The organism is Azospirillum soli, assembly GCF_017876165.1.
Lineage (GTDB): Bacteria > Pseudomonadota > Alphaproteobacteria > Azospirillales > Azospirillaceae > Azospirillum > Azospirillum soli.
The window spans coordinates 1-23,298 of the sequence record NZ_JAGINQ010000024.1 but is presented as its reverse complement, the minus strand read 5'-3'; the positions used below and the strand labels follow the sequence as shown (position 1 = coordinate 23,298).

22 protein-coding genes are annotated in these 23,298 nt (G+C 70.2%); 19 read left to right on the top strand and 3 right to left on the bottom strand.

What is annotated here, in order from left to right; all coding sequences use genetic code 11:
- Window positions 1-48 precede the first annotated feature (48 nt).
- From J2852_RS26115 to J2852_RS26060, 12 genes are all read left to right on the top strand, one after another.
- Complete coding sequence (locus tag J2852_RS26115; RefSeq protein WP_209881345.1) at window positions 49-1,425, top strand: nitrous oxide reductase family maturation protein NosD; 1,377 nt, start codon at window positions 49-51, stop codon at window positions 1,423-1,425.
- Window positions 1,422-2,291 carry an ABC transporter ATP-binding protein gene (locus tag J2852_RS26110; protein ID WP_209881343.1) on the top strand — a complete coding sequence of 290 codons (870 nt, stop codon included), beginning with the start codon at window positions 1,422-1,424 and terminating at the stop codon, window positions 2,289-2,291. The genes J2852_RS26115 and J2852_RS26110 overlap by 4 nt, the downstream gene beginning before the upstream one ends.
- A complete protein-coding gene (locus J2852_RS26105; protein WP_209881341.1) occupies window positions 2,288-3,118 on the top strand; it encodes an ABC transporter permease subunit in 831 nt (276 codons plus the stop codon). The genes J2852_RS26110 and J2852_RS26105 overlap by 4 nt, the downstream gene beginning before the upstream one ends.
- Window positions 3,118-3,699 (top strand): nitrous oxide reductase accessory protein NosL, encoded by a 582-nt coding sequence (locus J2852_RS26100; RefSeq protein ID WP_209881339.1) that lies wholly within the window; start codon window positions 3,118-3,120, stop codon window positions 3,697-3,699. The genes J2852_RS26105 and J2852_RS26100 overlap by 1 nt, the downstream gene beginning before the upstream one ends.
- The gene (locus tag J2852_RS26095; protein ID WP_246499994.1) at window positions 3,696-4,694 is read left to right on the top strand and encodes an FAD:protein FMN transferase; all 999 of its coding nucleotides are present in this window, start codon (window positions 3,696-3,698) and stop codon (window positions 4,692-4,694) included. The genes J2852_RS26100 and J2852_RS26095 overlap by 4 nt, the downstream gene beginning before the upstream one ends.
- 23 nt (window positions 4,695-4,717) lie before the next feature.
- On the top strand, window positions 4,718-4,915 hold the full coding sequence (tatA, locus tag J2852_RS26090) for a twin-arginine translocase TatA/TatE family subunit (protein WP_209881337.1): 198 nt from the start codon (window positions 4,718-4,720) through the stop codon (window positions 4,913-4,915).
- A gap of 100 nt (window positions 4,916-5,015) precedes the next feature.
- Window positions 5,016-5,651: a YcbK family protein gene (locus tag J2852_RS26085; RefSeq protein WP_246499993.1), complete on the top strand. Its 636-nt coding sequence runs from the start codon at window positions 5,016-5,018 to the stop codon at window positions 5,649-5,651.
- 237 nt (window positions 5,652-5,888) lie between these two features.
- On the top strand, window positions 5,889-7,595 hold the full coding sequence (gene kdpA, locus J2852_RS26080; RefSeq protein WP_209881333.1) for a potassium-transporting ATPase subunit KdpA: 1,707 nt from the start codon (window positions 5,889-5,891) through the stop codon (window positions 7,593-7,595).
- Window positions 7,596-7,609: 14 nt separating this feature from the next.
- Window positions 7,610-9,712: a potassium-transporting ATPase subunit KdpB gene (gene kdpB, locus J2852_RS26075; RefSeq protein ID WP_209881331.1), complete on the top strand. Its 2,103-nt coding sequence runs from the start codon at window positions 7,610-7,612 to the stop codon at window positions 9,710-9,712.
- A 13-nt stretch (window positions 9,713-9,725) separates the two neighbouring features.
- Entirely contained in the window at window positions 9,726-10,307 is a 582-nt protein-coding gene (gene kdpC, locus J2852_RS26070) for a potassium-transporting ATPase subunit KdpC (RefSeq protein ID WP_209881329.1), read from the top strand.
- A 12-nt stretch (window positions 10,308-10,319) separates the two neighbouring features.
- The gene (locus J2852_RS26065) at window positions 10,320-13,025 is read left to right on the top strand and encodes a sensor histidine kinase (RefSeq protein ID WP_209881327.1); all 2,706 of its coding nucleotides are present in this window, start codon (window positions 10,320-10,322) and stop codon (window positions 13,023-13,025) included.
- 12 nt (window positions 13,026-13,037) lie between these two features.
- Window positions 13,038-13,748 carry a response regulator gene (locus J2852_RS26060; protein ID WP_246499992.1) on the top strand — a complete coding sequence of 237 codons (711 nt, stop codon included), beginning with the start codon at window positions 13,038-13,040 and terminating at the stop codon, window positions 13,746-13,748.
- Window positions 13,749-13,787: 39 nt separating this feature from the next.
- On the opposite strand, the gene J2852_RS26055 is transcribed toward J2852_RS26060, so the two are convergent.
- Window positions 13,788-15,083: an NAD(P)/FAD-dependent oxidoreductase gene (locus J2852_RS26055; RefSeq protein ID WP_209881325.1), complete on the bottom strand. Its 1,296-nt coding sequence runs from the start codon at window positions 15,081-15,083 to the stop codon at window positions 13,788-13,790.
- 94 nt (window positions 15,084-15,177) lie between these two features.
- Here J2852_RS26055 and J2852_RS26050 point away from each other — a divergent pair, with 94 nt between their 5' ends.
- Both J2852_RS26050 and J2852_RS26045 read left to right on the top strand, forming a co-directional pair.
- Window positions 15,178-16,116, top strand: a complete 939-nt coding sequence (locus J2852_RS26050) for a LysR family transcriptional regulator (RefSeq protein ID WP_211112344.1) — start codon at window positions 15,178-15,180, stop codon at window positions 16,114-16,116.
- A gap of 54 nt (window positions 16,117-16,170) precedes the next feature.
- Complete coding sequence (locus J2852_RS26045; RefSeq protein ID WP_209881323.1) at window positions 16,171-17,286, top strand: THUMP domain-containing class I SAM-dependent RNA methyltransferase; 1,116 nt, start codon at window positions 16,171-16,173, stop codon at window positions 17,284-17,286.
- 23 nt (window positions 17,287-17,309) lie between these two features.
- On the opposite strand, the gene pyk is transcribed toward J2852_RS26045, so the two are convergent.
- Window positions 17,310-18,731 carry a pyruvate kinase gene (gene pyk, locus J2852_RS26040; protein ID WP_209881321.1) on the bottom strand — a complete coding sequence of 474 codons (1,422 nt, stop codon included), beginning with the start codon at window positions 18,729-18,731 and terminating at the stop codon, window positions 17,310-17,312.
- 188 nt (window positions 18,732-18,919) lie between these two features.
- Between pyk and J2852_RS26035 the strand changes: the two genes are divergently transcribed.
- From J2852_RS26035 to J2852_RS26025, 3 genes are read left to right on the top strand one after another with little or no spacing between them, the layout of a single operon-like run.
- Window positions 18,920-19,432, top strand: coding sequence for a Mut7-C RNAse domain-containing protein (locus J2852_RS26035; RefSeq protein WP_281418483.1), 513 nt, complete (start codon window positions 18,920-18,922; stop codon window positions 19,430-19,432).
- Between the two features lie 3 nt (window positions 19,433-19,435).
- Window positions 19,436-20,227, top strand: coding sequence for a DUF3891 family protein (locus J2852_RS26030; RefSeq protein ID WP_209881317.1), 792 nt, complete (start codon window positions 19,436-19,438; stop codon window positions 20,225-20,227).
- A gap of 8 nt (window positions 20,228-20,235) precedes the next feature.
- A complete protein-coding gene (locus J2852_RS26025) occupies window positions 20,236-21,126 on the top strand; it encodes a sterol desaturase family protein (RefSeq protein WP_209881315.1) in 891 nt (296 codons plus the stop codon).
- A gap of 27 nt (window positions 21,127-21,153) precedes the next feature.
- Here the strand turns inward: J2852_RS26025 and J2852_RS26020 are convergent, their stop codons facing one another.
- Window positions 21,154-21,345: a DUF3008 family protein gene (locus tag J2852_RS26020; RefSeq protein ID WP_209881313.1), complete on the bottom strand. Its 192-nt coding sequence runs from the start codon at window positions 21,343-21,345 to the stop codon at window positions 21,154-21,156.
- Window positions 21,346-21,438: 93 nt separating this feature from the next.
- Here J2852_RS26020 and J2852_RS26015 point away from each other — a divergent pair, with 93 nt between their 5' ends.
- On the top strand, window positions 21,439-22,506 hold the full coding sequence (locus J2852_RS26015; RefSeq protein WP_209881311.1) for an NAD(P)H-dependent oxidoreductase: 1,068 nt from the start codon (window positions 21,439-21,441) through the stop codon (window positions 22,504-22,506).
- Between the two features lie 64 nt (window positions 22,507-22,570).
- On the top strand, window positions 22,571-23,298 hold a 728-nt coding region (locus J2852_RS26010; protein ID WP_209881309.1), incomplete at its 3' end, for an extensin-like domain-containing protein.

The window sequence follows — 23,298 nt, the reverse complement described above, 5'->3', positions numbered from 1 at the left end:
CGGGGGAGGGCCGGGGTGGGGGTATTGCTTTCCCATACAGGAACCGCCATGACCAACCGCCTCCCGCTCCTCCTCGCCACTGCCGCGCTTGCCCTGACGGCCGTCGCCGCCGGTCCGGCGCGTTCGGCCACGGTGACGGTGGCGCCGGGCGAGCTGGACGCCGCCCTGGCCTCGGCGGCGGCGGGCGACACGCTTCTCCTCGCCCCCGGCATGCACCCCGGCCCGCTGACCGTGAAGACCCCGGTCACCCTGCTCGGCCAACCGGGCGCGGTGATCGACGGGTGGGGCGAGCGGAGCGCGCTGACCATCCTCGCCCCCGACGTGACCGTCCGGAACCTGGAGATCCGCAACTCCGGCCTCAGCCTGGCGGAGCAGCACGCGGGCATCTTCCTGGGCAAGGAGGCCCACCGGGGGGTGATCGAGGACAACCGGCTGCGCGACAACCTGATCGGCGTCTATGTCTGGGGCGCCAACGACGTGATGGTCCGGCGCAACGACGTGACCGGCCGCACCGACCTGCGCGTGGCGGAGCGCGGCAACGGCATCCAGCTGTGGAACGCGCCGGGCACCCAGGTGCTGGAGAACACCGTCCGCGACGGCCGCGACGGCATCTTCACCACGACGTCGAAGAAGAACGTCTTCGCCCGCAACCGGTTCGAGCGGGTACGCTTCGCCGTCCACTACATGTACACCAACGACTCCGAGGTGTCGGACAATCTGTCGGTCGGCAACCATGTCGGCTACGCGATCATGTATTCGAACAACCTCGTGATCCGGAACAACCGCTCCCTGGGTGCCCGCGAACACGGGCTGCTGCTGAACTACGCCAACAGCGCGATCATCGAGGGCAACCACATCGACGGGCGTTTCGCGGCCGAACAGGACGGCCCCGTCGAGACCGTCGCCGACAAGGACATGCCGGTGGCGAGCGACGGCCCCACGGAGGGCAAGCGGTTCGGCACCTGGAAATGCGTCTTCATCTACAACGCCAACAAGAACCGCTTCGTGAACAACCGGTTCGAGAACTGCGAGATCGGCGTCCACTTCACGGCGGGGTCGGAGCGCAACGCCCTGACCGGCAACGCCTTCGTCGCCAACCGCACGCAGGTGAAGTATGTCGGCACCCGCGCGCTGGACTGGTCGGACAAGGGGCGCGGCAACTACTGGTCGGACAACGCCGCCTTCGACCTGAACGGCGACGGCATCGCCGACGAGGCCTACCGGCCGAACGATGTGATCGACCGGGTGATGTGGGCCTACCCGTCCGCCAAGCTGCTGATGAACAGCCCCGGCGTGCAGGTGATCCGCTGGGCGCAGAAGCAGTTCCCGGCGCTCCATCCCGGCGGGGTGATCGACAGCGCCCCCCTCATGAATCCGCCAACCATAACGGCCAGACCGCAATCGGCCGAAAGGACGACGCCATGACCGATGCGCCCACCATCCGCGTGGAGGGAGTTTCCAAGCAGTACGGCGACGCCTTCGCCGTGCGCGAGGTGGACCTGACCATGGCCCCCGGCGAATGCGTGGCGATGGTCGGTCACAACGGCGCCGGCAAAAGCTCGCTGATCAAGCTGATGCTGGGTCTGACCACGCCCACCGCCGGCAGCGTCCGCGTGCTGGGCGCCGATCCGGCCAGCGCCGCCGCGTCCCACATCCGCCGTCAGGTCGGCTTCCTGCCGGAAAACGTCGCCTTCCACCCAAGCATGACCGGGCGGGAGACGCTGGACTTCTACGCCCGGCTGAAGGGTGCGAACCGCCGCGACAACGACGCCCTGTTCGAGCGCGTCGGGCTGGAACCCGCCGCCGTGAAGCGCCGCGTCGGCACCTATTCCAAGGGCATGCGCCAGCGCCTCGCGCTCGCCCAGGCGCTGCTCGGCGGGCCGCTGGTCCTGTTTCTGGACGAGCCGACCACCGGCCTCGACCCCGCGCTCCGCCAGAGCTTCTACGAGATCGTGCGCGACCTGCGCGACGCCGGCACCACCGTCCTGCTGTGCAGCCACGCGCTGACCGAACTTGAGGGGCAGGCCGACCGCGTGGTGGTGATGAACCGGGGGCGGAAGGTGGCCGACGGCACGCTCGCCACGCTGCGCGGCCTCGCCCAGCTGCCGGTGCGCATCCGCCTGACCATGCCGGACGGCAACGTCGTGGAGATGACCTGCGCCAACGACGACAAGGTCGAGACGGTGCGCCGCATCGCCTGTGAGGGTCCCGCGGTCACCGACATCGAGATCGTCCAGCCCAGCCTGGACGAGATGTACGCCCACTTCCTGCGCCGGGAGGCCGCGGAATGAACACGCTCCTGATCATCGCCGCCAAGGAGGTGCGCGACGGCCTGCGCAACCGCTGGGTCGTCGCCACGACGCTGCTGATGGCGGCGCTGGCCCTGACGCTGAGCTTCCTGGGCGCGGCCCCGACCGGCACGGTCGGCGTCGGCCCGGTGGAGGTCACCATCGTCAGCCTGTCCAGCCTGACCATCTTCCTGCTGCCGCTGATCGCGCTGCTGCTGTCCTTCGACGCAGTGGTGGGGGAGATCGACCGGGGCACCATGACGCTGCTGCTCTCCTACCCCGTCGCGCGCTGGCAGGTGCTGCTGGGCAAGTTCCTGGGCCACGCCGGCATCATCGCCTTCGCCACCGTGCTGGGCTACGGCGCCGCCGGGGTGGCCCTGTCCATGGGCGAGGTGGAGATCGAACCTGAGAGCTGGCGCGCCTTCGCCGCCATGATCGGGTCCAGCGTCCTGCTGGGCGCCGCCTTCACGGCGATGGGCTATCTCGCCTCCACGCTGGTGCGCGACCGGGGCACGGCGGCGGGCATCGCCGTAGCGGTCTGGCTGGGCTTCGTCCTGCTGTACGACATGGGCCTGCTGGGCCTGCTGGTGGCCGACGGCGGCAAGACGCTGAACGCCGACCTGCTGAACTGGCTGCTGCTGGCCAACCCGGCCGACACCTACCGCCTGTTCAACCTGACCGGCTTCAAGAACGTCAGCCTGTTCGCCGGCACCGCCGGGCTGGCCGCGCAGGCGCAGGTCTCCGCCCCCGTTCTGCTCGCCGTGCTGGCCGGCTGGGTCGTCGCCCCGCTGGCGCTCGCCGTCGCTCTCTTTTCGAGGAAGCAAATCTGATGCGCACCTCTCTGAAGGCCACGCTGCTCGCCGCCTGCCTGCTGCTTCCGCTGAGCGCCTGCCAGCAGGAGCGCGCGGAGACGGCCCCGCCGCCGCCCGTCGCCATCGCCGCCGACGCCATCGGCCATTACTGCGGCATGAACCTCGCCGACCATCCCGGCCCCAAGGGGCAGGTGCAGGTGAAGGGGCAGGACCGGCCGGTCTGGCTGTCCTCCGTCCGCGACACCTTCGCCTTCACCATGCTGCCGGAGGAGCCGAAGGAAATCCGCGCCATCTACGTCACCGACATGGGCAAGTCCCCCGACCCGCAGAAGCCCGACCTGTCCGTGTGGGTCGAGGCGCGCAAGGCCTGGTACGTGCTGAACAGCCGCCAGCGCGGCGGCATGGGCGATGCCGAGCCCTTCCCCTTCGCCGAGGAAGCCGCCGCCCGCTCCTTCGCCGCCGCCAACGGCGGGACGGTCAAGCGCTTCGCCGACGTGAAGGAGGACGAGATCCTCACCCCGCAGACCGCGTCGGAGGAGCATGGCGAACAGGATGGACATGGGAGTGGACACGGGAACGGGCATGGAGGCGGGCATTGACGACGCACCCGCTCAACCGCCGCCGCTTCCTCGGCATCGCCGCCACGGCCGCCGGGCTGGCCCTGCTGCCGGGTAAGCTGCTTGCCGAAAACATGCCCGTCCGAACGTGGCGCGGCGTGGCCCTGGGGGCGGACGCCTGCATCCAACTGGCCCATCCCGACCCCGCCGAGGCCGACCGGCTGATCGCCCTGTGCCTGGAGGAGGTCGCGCGGCTGGAGCGCGTGTTCAGCCTCTACCGGCCGGACTCCGCCCTGTCCCGACTCAACCGCGACGGCGCGCTGGACGCGCCCCCCGCCGACCTCGTCCGCCTGCTGTCGGAATCCGTGGCCTTCGGCCAGCGCACCGGCGGGGCGTTCGATGTGACCGTGCAGCCGCTCTGGCAGCTCTACGCCGGCCATTTCGGGCGGCCCGGCGCCGCTGCGGACGGCCCACCCGCCAGCGCCCTGCGGGCGGCGCGCGGTCTGGTCGATTACCGGAAGCTCCGCGTCGAGCCGGACCGCATCGCCTTCGCGCGTTCCGGCATGGCGGTGACGCTGAATGGGATCGCCCAGGGCTATGTCACCGACCGCGTGGCCGAGCGGCTGACGGCGGAAGGCATGGACCGCGTGCTGGTGGACCTGGGCGAGATCCGCGCGCTCGGCCATCACCCGTCCGGCCGGCCCTGGAGCGTCGGACTCGTCGACCCAGTGGCAGAGGGAAGCACCACCACGACGTTGGAGGTCGCCGATCGGGCGGTCGCGACGTCCGGCGGGTACGGCACCCGCTTCGACCCTGCCGGGCGTTTCACACACCTGTTCGACCCGGTGAGCGGCGGTTGCGCATGGGAATGGCTGGCCGTCACCGTGCTCGCCCCCGACGCCACCACGGCGGACGCCTTGTCCACCGCGCTGTCCATCCTTCCGGCCGATCGGGCGGAAGCCGTCGTCAACGCAACACCGGGCGTCGCCGCCCGCCTCACCCGCCGCGACGGCAGCGTCCTCGCGCTGCGGGCCTGATCCGTTTCTTACCGGAGGACCTCATGGGTAGTTTCAGCTTGATGCATTGGGGTGTCGTTCTGCTGCTCGTCCTGCTCCTGTTCGGGGCCGGCAAGCTGCCGAGCGTGATGGGTGACCTCGCCAAGGGGGTGAAAAGCTTCAAGGCCGGTATGAAGGACGAGACGGCCTCCGAAACGGCGGTTCTGCCGGACACGGCGGGCGGCCCCGGCGCCCGTTCCTGAGGGTCCGTTTCGCGGGATTCGCGGCGGACGCCTTCGGCCGATTACGACCTATTCGGTTGACATTCCGCAGGCGGGAGAGAATCTCGGGGCCATGTCCTTGATGTCTCTCAGACGCCGCGATCTCCTCGCCGGCGGCGGCGTGCTCGTGCTGATGCCGGCCGCCGCGCTGGCTCAGCCGGCCACCGCACGCCGGCTGTCGATCCGCAACCAGAACACGGGCGAGACCTTCGACGGTCCCTACCGCGACGCGGACGGCCCCCTGCCCGACGCCATGGCCGATCTGGCCAAGCTTCTGCGCGACCATCACGCCGACAAGGTCGGCCCGGTGGATATCGGGACACTCGACCTGTTGGCCGACATCATGGAGGCTATCGGGCAGAGCAAGGTGACCGTGCTGTCCGCCTTCCGCACGCCGGAGACGAACGCCAAGCTGGCGAGCAAGGGCCTCGGCGTGGCCGAACGCAGCCAGCATCTGCTCGGCAAGGCGTTGGACATCACCTTCCCGTCGCGCCTGCCGGACGCGCGCCGCAAGGCGCTGGATCTCAAGCGCGGCGGCGTGGGGTGGTACCCGCGCTCCTCCTTCCTGCACATCGACACCGGGCCTGTGCGCAGTTGGGAGATGTTCGGCGGCAACCTGGACCATCTCTTCGCGCCGGGCGTCCGGGGCCGCCTGCGCACGGTCGCCGAGCGCATGAGGCTGCACCGCGCCCTCGCCAAACGCCGGCTCAAGCCCTAAAAGCGTCCTTTCGCAGGCATTCCCCACCCCGTCCGAAAGGGCTTTACGCCGCTTTTATGGACGGGGGCGGAAATCCATATCGATCCTTTATGCCCCTCCGCGCAACTGATGGTGCGTGAAATCCATCGCGGGAGGGCGTTTTGCTCGACTTGCTTTTCCTTGGCGGCGCCGTTGCCTTCTTCGGGCTGAGCGCGCTGCTGGTCCACGCCTTCAGCCGACTGTGAGCGGGGGGCATCCATGGACGCCTCGGGCATTCTTCAGATCGTTCTTTTCGTCGGCATCGTCGTCGCGATCACGCCGCTGCTGGGCGGCTACATGGCGCGGGTCTTCAGCGGCGAGCGGGTGGCGCTGAGCCGCGCGCTCGGCCCGCTGGAGCGCGCCCTGTACCGGCTGTGCGGCGTCCGCCCCGAGCAGGAGCAGCACTGGACCGCCTACGCGCTGTCGGTGCTGACCTTCAGTCTGGCGGGCGTGCTGCTGCTCTACGCGCTGTTGCGCGCGCAGTCCTGGCTGCCGTTCAACCCGGCCGGGCTGGGGTCGATGCCGCCGGACCTCGCCTTCAACACGGCGGTCAGCTTCGTCACCAACACCAACTGGCAAGCCTACGCCGGCGAAAGCGCGCTGAGCTACTTCAGCCAGATGGCCGGGCTGACGGTGCAGAACTTCGTCTCGGCGGCGGCGGGCATCGCCGTGGCGGTGGCGCTGATCCGCGGCTTCGCGCGGCGGTCGGCGCGCACGGTCGGCAACTTCTACGTCGATCTGACGCGCACCACGCTCTACGTGCTGCTGCCCGTCTGCGTCGTCGGCGCGCTGGTGCTGGTGTGGCAGGGCGTGCCGCAGACGCTGGGCGCCTACACGGAGGCGACGACGCTGGAAGGCGACCGGCAGGTCATCGCGCATGGGCCGGTCGCCTCGCAGATGATGATCAAGCATCTGGGCACCAACGGCGGCGGCTTCTTCGGCCAGAACGCGGCGCATCCCTTCGAGAATCCGACGCCGCTCGCCAACCTGATCCACATGGTGGCGATCTTCGCCATCGGCGCCGGCCTGACCAACAGCTTCGGCCGCATGGTCGGGGACGTGCGCCAGGGCTGGGCTCTGCTGGCCGTCATGGGCGTGCTGTTCCTGGCCGGGGTCGCGGTGGCCTGCTGGGCGGAAGCGCAAGGCAACCCGGCACTGGCGGCGCTCGGCCTCGACCAGCCCGTGAACATGGAGGGCAAGGAGGTGCGCTTTGGCATCGCCTCCACCATCCTGTTCGCCGTGGTCACCACGGCGGCGTCCTGCGGGGCGGTCAACGCCATGCACGACAGCCTGATGCCGCTGGCCGGCATGGTGCCGCTGGTCAACATGATGCTGGGCGAGGTCATCGTCGGCGGTGTCGGCGCCGGGCTCTACGGCATGCTGCTGTTCGTCGTGATGGCGGTGTTCATCGCCGGGCTGATGGTCGGCCGCACGCCGGAATACCTCGGCAAGAAGATCGAGGCGCGGGAGATCAAGCTGGCTGTGCTGGCCATCCTGGCGCCGGCCTTCGGCATCCTCGGCCTCGGCGCGCTGTCCATCGTTCTGCCGGCCGGCGCCGCGTCGGCCACGGCCGCCGGGCCGCACGGCCTGTCGGAGATCCTCTACGCCTACACCTCGGCCGCCGCCAACAACGGCTCCGCCTTCGCGGGCTTCGCGGCCAACACGCCCTACCAGAACGGCATGCTGGCGCTGGCGATGCTGATCGGCCGCTTCCTGATCATCGTGCCGGTGCTTGCCATCGCGGGCTCGGTCGCGGCGAAGAAGGCGGTGCCGGTCTCGGCCGGGACGTTCCCGACGCACGGCGGGCTGTTCGTCGGCCTGCTGGTCGGCGTCATCCTGATCGTCGGCGGCCTGACCTTCTTCCCCACACTCGCCCTGGGACCGATCGCGGAGCATCTGCTGCTCGCCACCGGCACCCTTTTCTGAAAGGCGAAGGCATCATGATCCATCGGCCCAAAGCCATCGGCCTGTTAGATCGGGCCATCCTGCGCGGCGCCGCCCTCGACGCCGTGCGCAAGCTGAACCCGCGCGATCTGGCGCGCAACCCGGTGATCTTCGTCACCGCCGTGGCGGCGCTGCTGTCCAGCCTGCTGGCCGCCGGCGACCTCGCAACCGGCGGCAGCGTCGCGGTGGAGGGGCAGATCGCCGCGTGGCTGTGGTTCACCGTCCTGTTCGCGACCTTCGCCGAGGCCATCGCCGAGGGACGCGGCAAGGCCCAGGCGGCCAGCCTGCGCAAGACCCGGACCGAGACGCCGGCCCGCAAGCTGGCCTCGGCCGACGCCACCACCACGACCGCCGTTCCGGCGACGTCGCTGCGCGCTGGCGACCTCGTGCTGGTCGAGGCGGGCGACGTGATCCCCGGCGACGGCGACGTGGTGTCCGGCATCGCCACGGTGGACGAAAGCGCCATCACCGGCGAGTCCGCCCCGGTGATCCGCGAGTCCGGCGGCGACCGGTCGGCGGTGACCGGCGGCACGCGGGTGGTGTCCGACCGCATCGTTGTGCGCATCACCACCAATCCGGGCGAAAGTTTTCTCGACCGCATGATCGCGCTGGTCGAGGGCGCCAAGCGCCAGAAGACGCCGAACGAGATCGCGCTGACCATCCTTCTGGTCGGCATGACCGTCCTGTTCCTGCTGGTCGTCGTCACGCTGCCGGCCTTCGCGAGCTGGTCGGGCACGGTCATCCCGGCTGTCTATCTGGTGGCGCTGCTGATCACGCTGATCCCCACCACCATCGGCGGCCTGCTGTCGGCCATCGGCATCGCCGGCATGGACCGGCTGGTGCGCTTCAACGTCATCGCCAAGTCCGGCCGCGCGGTGGAGGCGGCGGGCGACGTGGACGTGCTGCTGCTCGACAAGACCGGCACGATCACGCTGGGCAACCGGCAGGCGGCGGAGTTCATCCCCGTCCCCGGCGTGGCCGAGCGCGAACTGGCCGAGGCCGCCTTCCTCGCCTCGCTGGCCGACGAGACGCCGGAGGGCAAGTCCATCGTGGCCCTGGCGCGGGAGCGTTTCGGCTTCCATCCCGACGGGCTGGAGCGCGATGCCCTGACCTTCATCCCCTTCACCGCCCAGACGCGCATGAGCGGCGTGGACGTGCCCGGACAGGACCCGGCCGGCCGGGGGCTGCGGTCGGTCGGCGCCCAGGCCGCCCCCCAGGCGGCCATAACGGAAATCCGCAAGGGTGCCTCCGACGCCATCGTCGCCCGCGTTGGCCAACGCAACGTGACGCGCGATCTGGCCCTGGCGGTGGAGCGCGTCGCCAAGGCCGGCGGCACGCCGCTGCTGGTGGCGAAGGACGCCCGCGTGCTGGGCGTCGTCTACCTGAAGGACATCGTCAAGCCGGGCATCCGCGAGCGCTTCCAGACCTTGCGGGCCATGGGCATCCGGACGGTCATGGTCACCGGCGACAACCCGCTGACCGCCGCCGCCATCGCCGCCGAGGCCGGGGTGGACGATTTCCTGGCCGAGGCCACGCCGGAGCGCAAGCTGGAGCTGATCCGCTCCCACCAAGCCGAGGGGCGGCTGGTCGCCATGTGCGGCGACGGCTCCAACGACGCGCCGGCGCTGGCACAGGCCGACGTGGGCGTGGCCATGAACACCGGCACGCAGGCGGCGCGCGAGGCCGGCAACATGGTGGACCTGGAAAGCGACCCGACCAAGCTGATCGAGATCGTCATGATCGGCAAGCAGCTGCTGATGAGCCGGGGGGCGCTGACCACCTTCTCCATCGCCAACGACGTGGCGAAATACTTCGCGATCATCCCGGCCCTGTTCATCGCCGGCATCCCGCAGTTGCAGGCGCTGAACGTCATGGGGCTGGCGAGCCCGCAGAGCGCCGTCCTGTCCGCCATCATCTTCAACGCGCTGGTCATCGTGGCGCTGATCCCGCTGGCGCTGCGGGGTGTGGCCTACCGGCCGGCGCCGGCCGCCGTGCTGCTGCGCCGGAACCTGCTGGTCTACGGCCTCGGCGGCCTCGTGGTGCCGTTCCTCGGCATCAAGGCCATTGACCTCGCCGTGACCGCCCTCGGCCTTGCCTGACCCGGAGGAAGACATGCTCAAGGAACTTCGCCCCGCCCTTCTGCTGCTGGCCGCCATGACCGTGCTGACCGGCCTCGTCTATCCGCTGGCCGTCACCGGCATCGCCCAGGCGGTCTTTCCGGCCCAGGCGAACGGCAGCCTGATCGAGCGCGACGGCCATGTCGTCGGCTCGGCCCTGATCGCGCAAGGCTTCATCCGGCCGGAGTATGTCCACCCGCGCCCGTCGGCGGCCGGCCCCAACGGCTACGATGCGGCGGCCTCCGGCGCGTCGAACCTCGGCCCCACGGCCAAGGCGCTGGCGGACACGGTGACCGCGCGGGTGGAGGCAGTAAAAGCAGAAAACCCGGACGCCAAGGGGCCGGTGCCGGCCGATCTCGTCACCGCCTCGGCCAGCGGCCTCGACCCAGACCTGTCGCCGGCGGCGGCGCTCTATCAGGCCGCCCGCGTCGCCAGGGCGCGCGGCGTGCCGGAAGAGGCGGTGCGCGCCCTGATCGCGGAGGAGACCAGAGGCCGGTTCTGGGGCATGCTGGGAGAGCCGCGGGTGAACGTGCTGCGGCTCAACCTCGCGCTCGACGAACGGTTCCCCATGAAGTAGACGCCGACACGCATGGCCGACACCGACCACACCGATCGTCCGTCACCCGACGCGCTGCTCGAGGAGGCCATCCGCGAGCGGCACGGCCGGCTGAAGATCTTCCTCGGCGCCGCCCCCGGCGTGGGGAAGACCTACGCCATGCTGGAAGACGCCCAGGCGCGGCGGCGCGAGGGCGTGGACGTGCTGGTCGGCGTCGTCGAAACGCACGGCCGCGCCGAGACGGAGACGTTGCTGACCGGGCTGGACGTGCTGCCGCGCCGGGCCATCGACTACCGGGGGCGGCCGTTCCACGAAATGGACCTGGACGCCATCCTGGCGCGCCGCCCGGCGCTGGTGCTGGTGGACGAGCTGGCCCACACCAACATCCCCGGCAGCCGCCACCTGAAACGCTGGCAGGACGTGGAGGAGATTCTGGACGCCGGCATCGACGTCCACTCCACGCTCAACGTGCAGCATCTGGAAAGCCTGAACGACGTCGTCGAGCGCATCACCGGTGTCACGGTGCGCGAGACGCTGCCCGACAGCGTCCTGCACGGCGCCGACGAGATCGAGCTGATCGACCTGCCGCCCCAGGAACTCATCCGCCGCCTGGAGGAAGGCAAGGTCTATGTGCCCGAGCAGGCGCGGCGCGCCATCGGCCATTTCTTCTCGCCCGGCAACCTGACGGCGCTGCGCGAAATGGCCCTGCGGCAGGCGGCCGAACGGGTGGACGCGCAGATGCTGCGCTACATGCGCTCGCACGCCATCGCCGGCCCCTGGCCGACGCGCGAGCGCATCGTCGCCTGCGTCGGCGACGGGCCGCAGGCGCTGCGGCTGGTGCGCACGACCAAGCGCATCGCCGAACGGCGCGACGCCCCCTGGGTCGTGCTCTACGTCGAGACGCACCGCCACCAATCCCTGTCGGAGGAGGACAAGGACGGCATCGCCCAAGCGCTGCTGCTGGCCGAACAGCTGGGCGGGGAGACGGTGGTGGTCCAGGGCGACCGGGTCGCGGAGGAAATCCTGTCCTTCGCGCGGTCCCGCAACGCCACGCAGATCATCGTCGGCCGGGAGCGGCCCCGGCGCTGGCTGCGCCGCCTCGGCCATTCGGTCACGGCCGAGCTGCTGGCGAAGACCGAGGATTTCGACCTGCTGGTGATGGCCGGGGAGGACGACCGCCCGGCGCGGACGCTGGAAACCGGTGCGGCGCGCGAACCGGTGGACTGGCCGGCCTACGCGGCCACCGCCGCCGTCGTCGCGGCGGCGACGGGCGTCGCCTTCCTGATCGACCTGTGGCTGCCGGTCGCCAACATCTCGGTCGCCTATCTGATCGGCGTGCTGCTGGTCGCCATGCGTTACGGGCGCTGGCCGTCGGTCTTCGCCTCCGTCCTCAGCTTCTGCGTCTTCAACTTCTTCTTCACCGAGCCGCGCCTGACCCTGGCCATCTCGGACGCGCAGAACATCCTGACGGTGTTCTTCTTCCTGGCGGCGGCCATGATCACCTCCAACCTCGCCACCCGGCTGCGCGCCCAGGTGGAGGCGACGCGGCTGAGCGCCCGGCGCACCGCCAACCTGTACGACTTCAACCGCCGCATCTCGGCGGCGGTCGGGCTGGACGACGTGCTGTGGGCGGTCGTCCACCATGTGGCGGCCACCATGAACGGCGCCTCGCTGGTGCTGATGCCCGAGGACGAACGGCTGGAGATCAAGGCCGGCTACCCGCCGGAGGACCAGCTCGACGAACGGGCCAGGGCGGCGGCCCAATGGGCGTGGGACAACGGCAAGCCGGCCGGGCGCGGGTCGGCCACGCTGCCCTCCTCGGACTGGCTGTTCCTGCCGCTGAGGACCGGGCGGGGGCCGGTCGGCGTTCTGGGGGTGCAGCTGGCCGCCGGCCGGGACCTGCTGACGCCGGAGCAGAACCGGCTGCTGGCGACCCTGGCCGATCAGGCGGCGGTGGCCGTCGAGCGCACGGCTCTGGTCTCCGACGTGGAGGCGGCGCGCGTCGCCGCCGAGACGGAACGGCTGCGGGCGGCCCTGCTGTCCTCCCTGTCGCACGACCTGCGCACACCGCTGGTCTCGATCCTCGGCGCGGCGTCGAGCCTGCACGACTACGGCAAGACCCTGTCGCCGGACGAACGGCTGGAGCTGGCGCAGACCATCCAGGAGGAAGCCGAGCGGCTGAACCGCTTTGTCCAGAACCTGCTGGACATGACGCGCATCGGTTCCGGCGCCCTGAAGCCGCGCGCCGACTGGGTGGACCTGGGCGACGTCCTCGGAGCCGCCCTGCGGCGGGCGTCCACGATGCTGCGCGACCGCCGCGTGCGGCTGGAGCTGGCGCCGGACCTGCCGCTGCTGCGCGCCGACCCGGTGCTGCTGGAGCAGGTGTTTTTCAACCTGATCGACAACGCCTGCAAATACGCGCCGGAGGGCACGGCCCTGTCGATCCGGGCCGAACGGGGCGACGAGCGGGTCGAGGCCGAGGTCTGCGACCAGGGGCCAGGCATCCCCGAGCGGGACCGCGAGCGCGTCTTCGACATGTTCTACCGCGTCCAGGCCGGCGACAGCCAGACCGCCGGCACCGGGCTGGGGCTGGCCATCTGCCGGGGCATCGTCGAGGCGCACGGCGGCACCATCGCGGCGCGGCCGGGCCGGAACGGCGTCGGGACGATCATCGCCATCACCCTGCCCGCCGCCGCCGAGCCGGATCTGGCGGACGCCGGCACCCCCGCCGGAGAATGAACGAGCCGCGCCATGCCCTCCACAATGCTCCCCACGATGTCCAAGGTTCTGATCGTCGATGACGAACCGCAGATCCGCCGCTTCCTGCGCATCAGCCTGAGCGCCAACGGCTACGCCGTGGTGGAGGCGGAGAACGGGCGCGGCGGCATCTCGGCCTTCGAGGCCGAGCGGCCCGATCTGGTCATCCTCGACCTCGGCCTTCCCGACCTGGACGGGCAGGAGGTGGTCACCGCCATCCAGGCGATCCGGCCGGCGCCGGTCATCGTCCTGTCCGTGCGGGCGCAGGAATACGACAAGGTCGAGGCGCTGGACCGGGGGGCGGTGGACTATGTGGTCAAGCCGTTCGGCACGGCCGAGCTGATGGCCCGCGTGCGCGCGGCCCTGCGCCAGCGCCCCCAGGACGGCCCGCCGCCCACCACCGTCGCCGCCGGGCCGGTCACCGTGGACCTCGCCCGCCGCGTGGTGACGCGCGACGGGCAGGAGGTCCACCTGTCCCGGCGCGAGTTCGAGTTGCTGGCCGCACTCGCCCGCCACGCCGACCATGTGCTGACCCATACCGAACTGCTGCGCACCGTCTGGGGGCCGGCGCACGTCCACGACACGGCCTATCTGCGCGTCTATGTGAAGCAGCTTCGCCAGAAGCTGGAGGCTGACCCCAACCGACCGGGCCTGATCGTCACCGAACCGGGCGTCGGCTACCGGTTCCGAACGTCGATCGAGTAATCTGAGGCTGCCGGTCTTTCGCCATGCCCCGCCGGTCCTTCAGAAGCGCGCGCCCGCGACGTGGACCAGCTGGGCGCCGACCTCGTAATAGGCTTCCTTCGCGACCCGGTATTTGGCGGGTTCGGGATCGGTGACCGGCAGCGGCAGGTCGGCCTCGCTCAGCGTACCGAGCACCCGTTGCGCCAGACACCGCCCGAACACCGTGCCGGGCGCGATGCCACGGCCGTTGTAGCCGCTGAAGGACAGGACCTGACGGCCGAGGCGATGGAAGCGCGGCAGGGCGTTGTCGGTCATGCCGATCTGGCCGTACCACTCCGTCTCGAACTCCACGCCCCGGAGCTGCGGGAACAGCTTGGCGAGCGCCCGCCGGCCCCAGTTGCGGTGGATCGCAAGTCCTGTCCCGCGCAACGCGCCGACGCTGCCGAACACGAGCCGGTTCTGCCGGTCGAAGCGAAAGGAGCTGAGAACCTCGCAGGTGTCCCACACGCCCTGCCGTTCGGGCAGAATGGAGCGGGCCAGATCGTCCGCGAGCGGTTTCGTCGCGAGGTTGAAATAGGGAAGATGGACGAGTTCGCCGCGCACCTCCGGCCAGACACCGCCGGGGATCGCGCTGGTGTAGGCGTTGGTCGCGACGATCACCCACGCGGCGCGGACCGACCCGCGCGGCGTGCGCAGGCGCCACGCCGAGCCCTCGTCGGCGACCGACGTGACCGGGCTGTCGGTGTGGACTGTTGCTCCGGCGGCGATGGCGGCGGCGGCCAGACCACGGGCGTAGGCAAGCGGCTGGATGGTCCCGGCGCGCAGATCGAGCAGGGAACCGGCGTAAGCGCTGGTTCCAACCTTGCCGGCCGTTTCCTCCGCGCCGAGGAGGTGGACGGGGGCCCCGCGCTCCTGCCACTGCCGGGCGCGCTCCTGAAGTTCCTTGAAGCCTTTTGGCCCCACGGCGCAATGCAGGGTGCCCTGCCGCTCCGCTTCGCAGGCGATGCCATGGCGCTCGATCAGGTCGAAGACGACGCTCGGCCCGTTGCCGAGCAGGTCGAGCAGCCGCGGCCCGTGCGTGTCGCCCAGCACGGCGGGCAACTCGTCCGGCATCACCCACATGCCGGCGTTGACGAGGCCGACGTTGCGGCCGGAGCCGCCGAAGCCGATCTCCACCGCCTCCAGCACGGCGACGGAGGCGCCGCCCTGCGCGAGGTGGAGCGCCGCCGACACGCCCGTGAAGCCGGCGCCGATCACGGCCACGTCCACGTCGATGTCGCCGTTCAGCGGGGCGGTGGCCGGCGGCGGAGGGGCCGAGCGCTCCCACAGGCCATGGCTGCGTGAATCGTTCTTCATCGGCGTCCTCTCCCCGAAAGGGCTGGTCATGCGCGGCAAGCATCATCTTGGCCGACGCCTTTCGTTGTTTCAATTGACGTTGCCGTGTAACCTCATGACGGATTGGAATGAGTTTTGGTGCGACGTGGCGATTGTCCGGCGGTTCCTGCCCTCGATGTCCCTGCTGAGCGCCTTCGAGGCGGCGGCCCGCCATCAGAGCTTCACGGCGGCGGCGGCCGAGCTGAACCTGACCCAGAGCGCGGTGAGCCGCCAGATCCGGGCGCTGGAGGACATGCTGGGGTCCGAGCTGTTCGTACGCGAGCGGCAGACCGTCCGGCTGACGCTGGCCGGCGAGACCTACGCACAGCAGGTGCGCGAGGCGTTGCAGCACATCTCGACCGCGACGCTGAACTTCCGCGCCAACCCGCGCGGCGGCACGCTCAACCTCGCGATCCTGCCGACCTTCGGCACGCGCTGGCTGGCGCCCCGGCTGCCCGGCTTCGTGGCGGAACATCCGGGGATCACCGTCAACCTGACCACCCGGCTGGCCCCCTTCGATTTCCAGGTGGATCAGGTCGATGCGGCCATCCACTTCGGCGCGCCGGAATGGCCGGGCGCCGAACTCGACCTGCTGATGAGGGAGACGGTGGTGCCGGCCTGCAGCCCCGACCTGCTCGCCAGACACCGCTTCGCCAAGCCGAAGGATCTGCTGAACGCTCCCCTGCTGCATCTGGTGTCGCGGCCCGACGCCTGGGAGCGGTGGTTCGAAGCCATGGACGTCCGTCCGGACGGCGTGCGCGGCATGCTGATCGACCAGTTCGCCACGGCGGCCCAGGCGGCGACCGCCGGCATGGGGGTGGCGCTGCTGCCCAAATTCCTGATCGAGAGCGAGCTTGCGCGGGGCGATCTGGTGGAGGCGCTGCACGGCCCCGTGGAGAGCGCCGGGCGCTACTACCTCGCGTGGCCGACCAAGCGCGAATCCTATCCGCCGTTGCAGGCCTTCCGGGGCTGGATCCGCAAACAGGCGGCCGGGATGGGCCAGCCGCCCCGCTAAGGATGTTCCGATAAACTTGTCGATAGCGGCGGGCCTTCGCGATATGTAGGCGGGATGAACACAGACGCCGACTTCGAGATTTTCATCGTGACCGCTCCCGGCCTGGAATCCGTGCTGTGCGCGGAGGTGCAGGCCAAGGGCTTCCGGGAGCCCACGCCCGTCAAGGGCGGCGTGACGGTCAAGGGCGGCTGGCCCGAGGTCTGGCGGGCGAACCTGGAACTGCGCGGTGCGACCCGCGTGCTGGCGCGCATCGCCGCCTTCCGGGCCTTCCATCTGGCCCAGCTCGACAAGCGCGCGCGGCGCGTCGCCTGGGCTGACATCCTGCGCGCCGACGTTCCCGTCCGCGTCGAGGCGTCCTGCAAGGGCTCGCGCATCTACCACGCGGGTGCGGCGGCGCAGCGGATTGAACGGGCGATCCGGGAAGAACTGGGCGCGCCGGTGTCCGCCGAGGCCGAGGTCGTCATCAAGGCGCGCATCGACGACGACCTGTGCACCATCAGCGTCGACACCTCCGGCGACTCCCTGCACAAGCGCAACCACAAGGAAGCCGTCAACAAGGCCCCGATGCGGGAGACACTGGCCTCCCTCTTCCTGCGCCAATGCGGGTACGAGGGCACCGAGCCGGTCGTCGATCCGATGTGCGGGTCGGGCACCTTCGTCATCGAGGCGGCGGAGATCGCCGCCGGCCTGCACCCAGGCCGGTCGCGGCGCTTCGCGTTTGAGCAGCTGGCGACCTTCGACGAGGCGGCGTGGCAAGGCCTGCGCGCCACGGGCGGCGGGCCCAGGCCGGCCATCCACTTTTACGGCAGCGACCGCGACGCCGGCGCCATCGGCATGAGCCGCGCCAACGCGGAGCGCGCGGGCATCGCCGACCTGACCGAGTTCCGGCAGCACGCGGTCAGCGACCTCGCCGCGCCGGAGGGGCCGCCCGGCCTCGTCATCGTCAACCCGCCCTACGGCGCGCGGATCGGCGACAAGAAGCAGCTTTATCCGCTCTACCACGCGCTCGGGCAGACGCTGCTGGCGGGCTTCGCCGGCTGGCGGGTCGGCGTGGTGACGAACGACGATTCCCTCGCCAAGGCGACCGGCCTGCCCTTCGCGCCCTCGCCCCTCTCGGTGTCGAACGGCGGGCTGCGGGTGTCGCTCTACACGACCGCCCCGCTACCCTGATCCGGCCCCGCTCGCTGCCGGGATTATGACGGGCCGACCTGCACAACACGCAGGTTGTTGGTGGTGCCGGCCTGGGCGAAGGGGATGCCGGCGACCACGACCATGCTGTCGTTGGGCCTCGCGAACTCCTCCGCCTGGGCGATGCGGGTGGCGCGCTCGACCATCTCCTCGTAGGTGTGGATGTCCTCCGACAGCACGCTGTGCGCGCCCCACAGCAGGCACAGGCGGCGCGACAGCTTCTCGTCCGGCGTGATCGCCAGCACCGGCACCGCCGGGCGCTTGCGCGCGATGCGCGCCGCCGTGGTGCCGCTGGAGGTGAAAGCCACGATGGCCGCGGAATGGATCACCTCGGCCAGATCGGCCGCCGCCGCCGCCACCGCGTGCGGGGCGGTCTGCTCCTCGCCGGGGTCGGAGGCGTCGATGATCGAGCGATAGAGCTTGTGCTGCTCGGTCGAGCGGATGATGCGGTCCATCATCGCCACGGCTTCCACCGGGTAAGCCCCGCTCGCCGACTCCGCCGACAGCATCACCGCGTCGGCGCCATCGTAGATGGCGGTCGCCACGTCCGAGGCCTCGGCCCGCGTCGGGGTGGGGGCGGCGACCATGGAATCGAGCATCTGCGTCGCCACGATCACCGGCTTGACCGCCAGGCGGCAGGCGCGCACCAGCTCCTTCTGGCGACCGGGGACCTCCTCGTGCGGGATCTCCACGCCCAGGTCGCCGCGCGCCACCATCACCGCGTCGGACAGGCCGATGATGTCCTCGATCCGGTCGAGCGCCGAAGGCTTCTCGATCTTGGCCATCAGCCCGGCGCGCTCGCCGATCAGGCCGCGCGCTTCCAGCAGGTCGGACGGCTTCTGCACGAAGGACAGGGCGACCCAATCGACGCCCAGTTCCAGCCCGAAAGCGAGGTCGGCGCGGTCCTTGGTCGTCAGCGGCGAGAGGTCGAGCACGGTGCCGGGCAGGTTGACGCCCTTGCGGTTGGAGATCGTGCCGCCGAAGATGACCTTGGCTTCGATCCAGTCGTCGCCGAGGCCGGTGACCGAGACCCGCACGCGGCCGTCGTCGATCAGCAGGTGATGGCCCGGCACGATGGCCGCGAAGATCTCTGGATGGGGCAGCGGGATCGAATTCTGGTCGCCGTCGGACCCGGAGAGGACGAAGCGGATGGTGTCGCCGGCGGTGACGGTGATCTTGCCGTCGCGGATGGTGCCGACGCGGATCTTCGGCCCCTGAAGGTCCTGAAGGATGCCGATGGGGCGGCCGACCTCGGCCTCCAGCGCGCGAATGGCGGCGTGCACCTTGGCGTGGTCGTCGTGGGTGCCGTGGCTGAAGTTCAGACGAAAGGTGTCCACGCCGGCGTGGAACAGCTTTTTCAGCATTTCCGGTGTGTTGCTCGCCGGTCCGACGGTGGCGACGATCTTGGCACGACGATGACGACGCATGGTCTCTTCCGGCCGCGTTGGGCCGCCCCCTCGATGTTGCTGATGTCCGGCCCGTCAGCTTATCGGGGCCGTATGGAGTCTTGTTGACGCCCAGGAAGTGGTAGCCGCCGCCCGGACCGGCAAGACGGGGCGGCGCATTCGACGCTGCGCCCCCGTGCCGGCCTTATAGGTCCTGTTGTTGACCGATCATGCGCTGGTTGTGTGACGAGATGTTGGGCCGGCTCGCGCGCCTGCTGCGGGCTGCGGGCTATGACACCCGGCTCGCCGACGGCGGCACGCCGGATCGCGTGCTGCTGGAGCAGGCACGGGCGGAGGGCCGAATCCTGCTGACCCGCGACCGCCGTTTGGCGGAATCGGCCGGCGCGCAGGGCTGGCTGCTGAACGGCGAAGGCTTGGAGGAGCAGGCGCACGCCCTGGGCGATGCCTTCCGGGTGGATTGGCTGAATGCCCCCTTCTCCCGGTGTCTGGTGGACAACACGCCGGTGCGCCCAGCCTCCCCCGACGAGTTGTCCGCCATCCCGCCCGGTGCCCGCCCGACGCAGGGGCCGTTCAACAGCTGTCCGGCCTGCGGGCGCCTCTATTGGCCCGGCAGCCACGTAAGGCGGTTGGCCGGGACGCTGCAACGGCTTGCGCACAGGCACGGAACGCAGAAGGCCCCCGGCGCTGTTGACAGCTCGGACGCCACGAAGCGGAGGTGTTGACCCATGCTGTTCCGGGAAGACGGCGACGGCGTGATCGCCATTCCCCAGCCGAGCCATGCCTGGCTGTCGGGCCAACTGCTCCGCGCCTGGGGCAACGACACCTTCGCCCCGCCGTCGCCCCATGAGGAGGTCTGCCTGGGCGCGGAGCAGCACGACATCGGCTGGCTGTCCTGGGAGGCCGCCCCGACGCTGAATCCCAAGACCGGCCGGCCGCACGGTTTTCAGGAACTCGGCGCCAAGACGCACACGGGGATTTGGACCGAGGGCGTGCGCCGCGCGCTCGCCTTTGGGCGCTACCCGGCCCTGCTCGTCTCGCTGCACGCCGACACGATCTACGGCAGCTTCTTCGACTTCGACCGGGCATCGCCGGAGGACGCAGCGCTGGTCCGCCGCTTCCTGGACGAGCAGCACCGTTTCCAGCGCGCCTGCATCGAGGCCCTGTCCGCCGAGCCGCGCTATGCGTCGGTCCTCTCCCCACAGGCGGTAGAGCGCAACCGCCTGCTGGTCGCCACGGTGGATCGCATGTCGCTGGACATCGGATGGGGCGTCACCGAGGACGCGCGGATCCCCAAGGTCCCGACGAGCGGCGAGGACCACGCCGAACTGCGCCTCCGCGCGCCGGGCGGCAATCCGGCGGACCTGACCGTCGATCCCTGGCCTTTCGCCGCCGACCGGGTCGAGGTCATCTGCGAGGGACGCCGCCTGCGCGGTCGGTTCACCGACGAAGCCGCCATGCGCCAAGCGCTCGACGCGGCCGAGCCCGTCACCATCCTGACCGTGTTGAGGCACCTATGACGGCCGCCATGAAGACCACCATGACGGCCGCCGCGCGCTCGCGCGCCGCCGCCTGGTTGCCCGGTCTTGCCATGCTCGGCACCTTCGCCGCGCTGACGTGGCTGGAGACGCGGCGTCCCTTGCGTCGGACGGTGGAGCCGAAGGGGCGCCACGTCGCCCGCAACCTCGCCATCGCCGGGCTGAGCGCCGCCACCATACGCGCCCTGGAAAAGCCCGTGGTGGAGCCGCTGGCGGCGCGGGTCGATCGGCACGGCTGGGGGCTGCTGCCCCGCCTCGGCCTTCCGAAGCCGGTGGAGACCGCCGTCGCCGTGGTGTTGCTGGACTACACGCTGTACATCTGGCACGTGCTGACCCATCGGATGCCGCTGCTATGGCGGCTGCACCGCATCCATCACATGGATCTCGACCTCGACACCTCCACGGCCTTGCGGTTCCACGCGGCGGAGATGGCTTTGTCGGTGCCGTGGCGCGCCGCGCAGGTGGTGCTGATCGGCGTCCGGCCGGATGCTCTGTCGCGGTGGCAGACGCTGACCCTGCTGTCGATCCTGTTCCACCATTCGAACCTGCGCCTGCCCGTGGAGGTGGAGCGCTGGCTGACCCGGGTGATCGTCACGCCGCGCATGCACGGCATCCATCATTCGATCGTGCCGGAGGAAACCGGATCGAACTGGTCGAGCGGGCTCAGCCTGTGGGACCGGCTGCATGGCACGCTGACGCTCAACGTGCTGCAGGACGCCATCGTGATCGGCGTGCCGGAGGTGCGCGACGCGGAGCAGGTCACCTTGGGCCGCGCCCTTGCCATGCCGGTGACCGGCCCGGCCCCGACCGGACGCCTGCCGGACGGACGGCGCCCGTCCCGGTCCGCCCGGCCGGTGCCGGAGACGCGGTTGCTTGCGTGAGGAAACTTGCGTGAGGAAACGGGGCTGTCAGTCCTTCGATTCCCGCGTCGGCAGGTTCTTGCGCTTCGTCGCGGCCATGTCGTGAAGTTCCTTCTCGCTCATGGATTCGGCCATCTCCTTCGAGGCGCCGCGCAGGCTCGATTTCGGCGCCTCGCCGCGTTTCACGGCAAGCGCCGCGCCCGCCGCCATCTGCTGCTTCTTCGATTCCGCCTTGGCCATTTTGCGCTCCAATGGATTGGGAGGTTCACCCCACCAACAGGACCCGGGGAAGGTTGTGCCGCAACGCCTCGGACGGCGGGCTGTTGAGGCCCCATGCACCCCGATGATTCGAACGCCCACCGCCCCCCTGGCGAGCGCCCCTTGCGGGTTCTGGTGATCGCCGGTTCCGACCGGCGGCAGTACAATTGCCCCGGCGTGGACAGCAAGGCCCGTGCGCTGGCTCTGCGGATGGAGCAACGGCTGCCGCAGGAGTTCGAGATCGATGTGGAGGATCTGGGCAATCTCTATGGCCGCGCCCGGATTCAGAGCTGCAACGCCTGCGTCTCGACCTCCATGGCGCTGTGCGTCTGGCCGTGCAACTGCTACAGCAAGGACGACACGGCCGAACCGGACCTGATGTGGGATCTCGACCTTTACGCCCGGCTCGATCTGGCGGACGCCTGGGCGATCGTCGGGCCGATCAACTGGTACGGGCCGACCAGTAATCTGAAGCTGATGTTCGACCGTCTGGTCTGCGCCAACGGCGGCAACCCGCGCGAGGATCTGATCGACCACAAGGACCCGGAAAAGGCCATGGCGCTGGAACGCAGCCCGGAGTGGGAGGCGCTGAGCCGGAACCATCTGGAGGGCCGGACGGCCGCCTTCTTCTGCTACGGCGACGAGGGCGGGGACGAATTGGACCCGACCGGCCGGCCGAAGAAGCTGCGGCACAAGGCGTGGTTCGACCCGGCCGCCGAGCCGTTCGAGGACGAGCGCGACGCCTACCGCTCCCTGGTCTGGCAATGCCGCTACAGCGGGATCGAGGTGCCGGACCGGCTGTGGGCCCACGCGACGACCGGCAAGGGCAAACCCTATTCGGAGGATCAGGCCGAGCACATGGTCGAGGACGCCGCCTTCATGGCGGCCTTCGACGCGTGGGTGGACGCGGTCGCGGACCATATCCGCGCCAAGGGGGCTGTTCCACCCGGCCAGTACCGCGCCGTGGGCTATCAGGCGCCCGGCCACTGGTTGGCGGACCTTCGGCTGAAATGGCGCGAGGCGCGCATGCAGGCCGGTTTTCCGCCACCCGGCTCATCCCCCGCCGCGCAGCAGGCGCGTGGGCTCAACCAGGACTCGGGCTGGAACAGCAAATCGTCCGAAGGCGACAAGCGCCGGGAATGACTTGGGAGCCGATGGCCGCGACCGGCGTTCACCCTGTCGGTGCGGCGTGAACGGCGGGCGTTGAATGGGGCGGGTTTTCCGGTGGGTCCTGATTCTGGCGATCGTCGCCCTGTCCGGGGCGGGAGTCTTGGTCTGGCGCGGGATCATCGTTCTGCCGCCCCAGTACGACCCTTGGGCGACGCTCGACATCCGGGCCGCACCCAATGTCCTGACGCGCCTGAAGCTCAGCCGGCTGGACGATGCCCCGGCGCAGTGCCGCGCCGTGCTCGGCGACACGCGCCTGCACTTCACCCCGGTGCCGGACCGCGCCAACGATGCCGGCTGCGGCCTGTCCGGCGCGGTGCAGGTCTCGCGGTCGGAGGTGGCGTTCAACAACGGCTTCACGGTGACCTGCCCGGTCGCCGCCGCCTGGATGCTGTTCGAGACCCATGCCCTTCAGCCGGCGGCCGAGCGGCATTTCGGCCAGCGCGTCGCGCGGGTGCAGCATCTCGGCAGCTACGCCTGCCGCAACGTCTATGGCCGTGCCGAGGGGCGCCGAAGCGAGCATGCGACGGCCAACGCCATCGACATCGCCGGTTTCGTCCTGGAGGACGACACGGCGATCTCGCTCTTGCGCGACTGGAATTCGGAAACAGGGCGGAAGGCCGCGTTCCTGCGCGACCTCCGCGACGGCGCCTGCCGCTTCTTCAACGTGGTGCTAGAGCGGATTTCTGGTCAGCTTAGATTCGGGTACCCGCAAAGCTTGAACCACGCTTTTGCATCGGTTGCGGTGATGGCGTCGAGAGCTGGGCC

What these genes read in the sequence shown, in the direction of transcription:
- J2852_RS26115 (WP_209881345.1), top strand. Translation starts at nt 49, where the DNA reads ATGACCAACCGCCTCCCGCTCCTCCTCGCCACTGCCGCGCTTGCCCTG.
- J2852_RS26110 (WP_209881343.1), top strand. Translation starts at nt 1,422, where the DNA reads ATGACCGATGCGCCCACCATCCGCGTGGAGGGAGTTTCCAAGCAGTAC.
- J2852_RS26105 (WP_209881341.1), top strand. Translation starts at nt 2,288, where the DNA reads ATGAACACGCTCCTGATCATCGCCGCCAAGGAGGTGCGCGACGGCCTG.
- J2852_RS26100 (WP_209881339.1), top strand. Translation starts at nt 3,118, where the DNA reads ATGCGCACCTCTCTGAAGGCCACGCTGCTCGCCGCCTGCCTGCTGCTT.
- tatA (WP_209881337.1), top strand. Translation starts at nt 4,718, where the DNA reads ATGGGTAGTTTCAGCTTGATGCATTGGGGTGTCGTTCTGCTGCTCGTC.
- J2852_RS26085 (WP_246499993.1), top strand. Translation starts at nt 5,016, where the DNA reads ATGTCTCTCAGACGCCGCGATCTCCTCGCCGGCGGCGGCGTGCTCGTG.
- kdpA (WP_209881333.1), top strand. Translation starts at nt 5,889, where the DNA reads ATGGACGCCTCGGGCATTCTTCAGATCGTTCTTTTCGTCGGCATCGTC.
- kdpB (WP_209881331.1), top strand. Translation starts at nt 7,610, where the DNA reads ATGATCCATCGGCCCAAAGCCATCGGCCTGTTAGATCGGGCCATCCTG.
- kdpC (WP_209881329.1), top strand. Translation starts at nt 9,726, where the DNA reads ATGCTCAAGGAACTTCGCCCCGCCCTTCTGCTGCTGGCCGCCATGACC.
- J2852_RS26065 (WP_209881327.1), top strand. Translation starts at nt 10,320, where the DNA reads ATGGCCGACACCGACCACACCGATCGTCCGTCACCCGACGCGCTGCTC.
- J2852_RS26060 (WP_246499992.1), top strand. Translation starts at nt 13,038, where the DNA reads ATGCCCTCCACAATGCTCCCCACGATGTCCAAGGTTCTGATCGTCGAT.
- J2852_RS26055 (WP_209881325.1), bottom strand. Translation starts at nt 15,083, where the DNA reads ATGAAGAACGATTCACGCAGCCATGGCCTGTGGGAGCGCTCGGCCCCT.
- J2852_RS26050 (WP_211112344.1), top strand. Translation starts at nt 15,178, where the DNA reads ATGACGGATTGGAATGAGTTTTGGTGCGACGTGGCGATTGTCCGGCGG.
- J2852_RS26045 (WP_209881323.1), top strand. Translation starts at nt 16,171, where the DNA reads ATGAACACAGACGCCGACTTCGAGATTTTCATCGTGACCGCTCCCGGC.
- pyk (WP_209881321.1), bottom strand. Translation starts at nt 18,731, where the DNA reads ATGCGTCGTCATCGTCGTGCCAAGATCGTCGCCACCGTCGGACCGGCG.
- J2852_RS26035 (WP_281418483.1), top strand. Translation starts at nt 18,920, where the DNA reads ATGCGCTGGTTGTGTGACGAGATGTTGGGCCGGCTCGCGCGCCTGCTG.
- J2852_RS26030 (WP_209881317.1), top strand. Translation starts at nt 19,436, where the DNA reads ATGCTGTTCCGGGAAGACGGCGACGGCGTGATCGCCATTCCCCAGCCG.
- J2852_RS26025 (WP_209881315.1), top strand. Translation starts at nt 20,236, where the DNA reads ATGAAGACCACCATGACGGCCGCCGCGCGCTCGCGCGCCGCCGCCTGG.
- J2852_RS26020 (WP_209881313.1), bottom strand. Translation starts at nt 21,345, where the DNA reads ATGGCCAAGGCGGAATCGAAGAAGCAGCAGATGGCGGCGGGCGCGGCG.
- J2852_RS26015 (WP_209881311.1), top strand. Translation starts at nt 21,439, where the DNA reads ATGCACCCCGATGATTCGAACGCCCACCGCCCCCCTGGCGAGCGCCCC.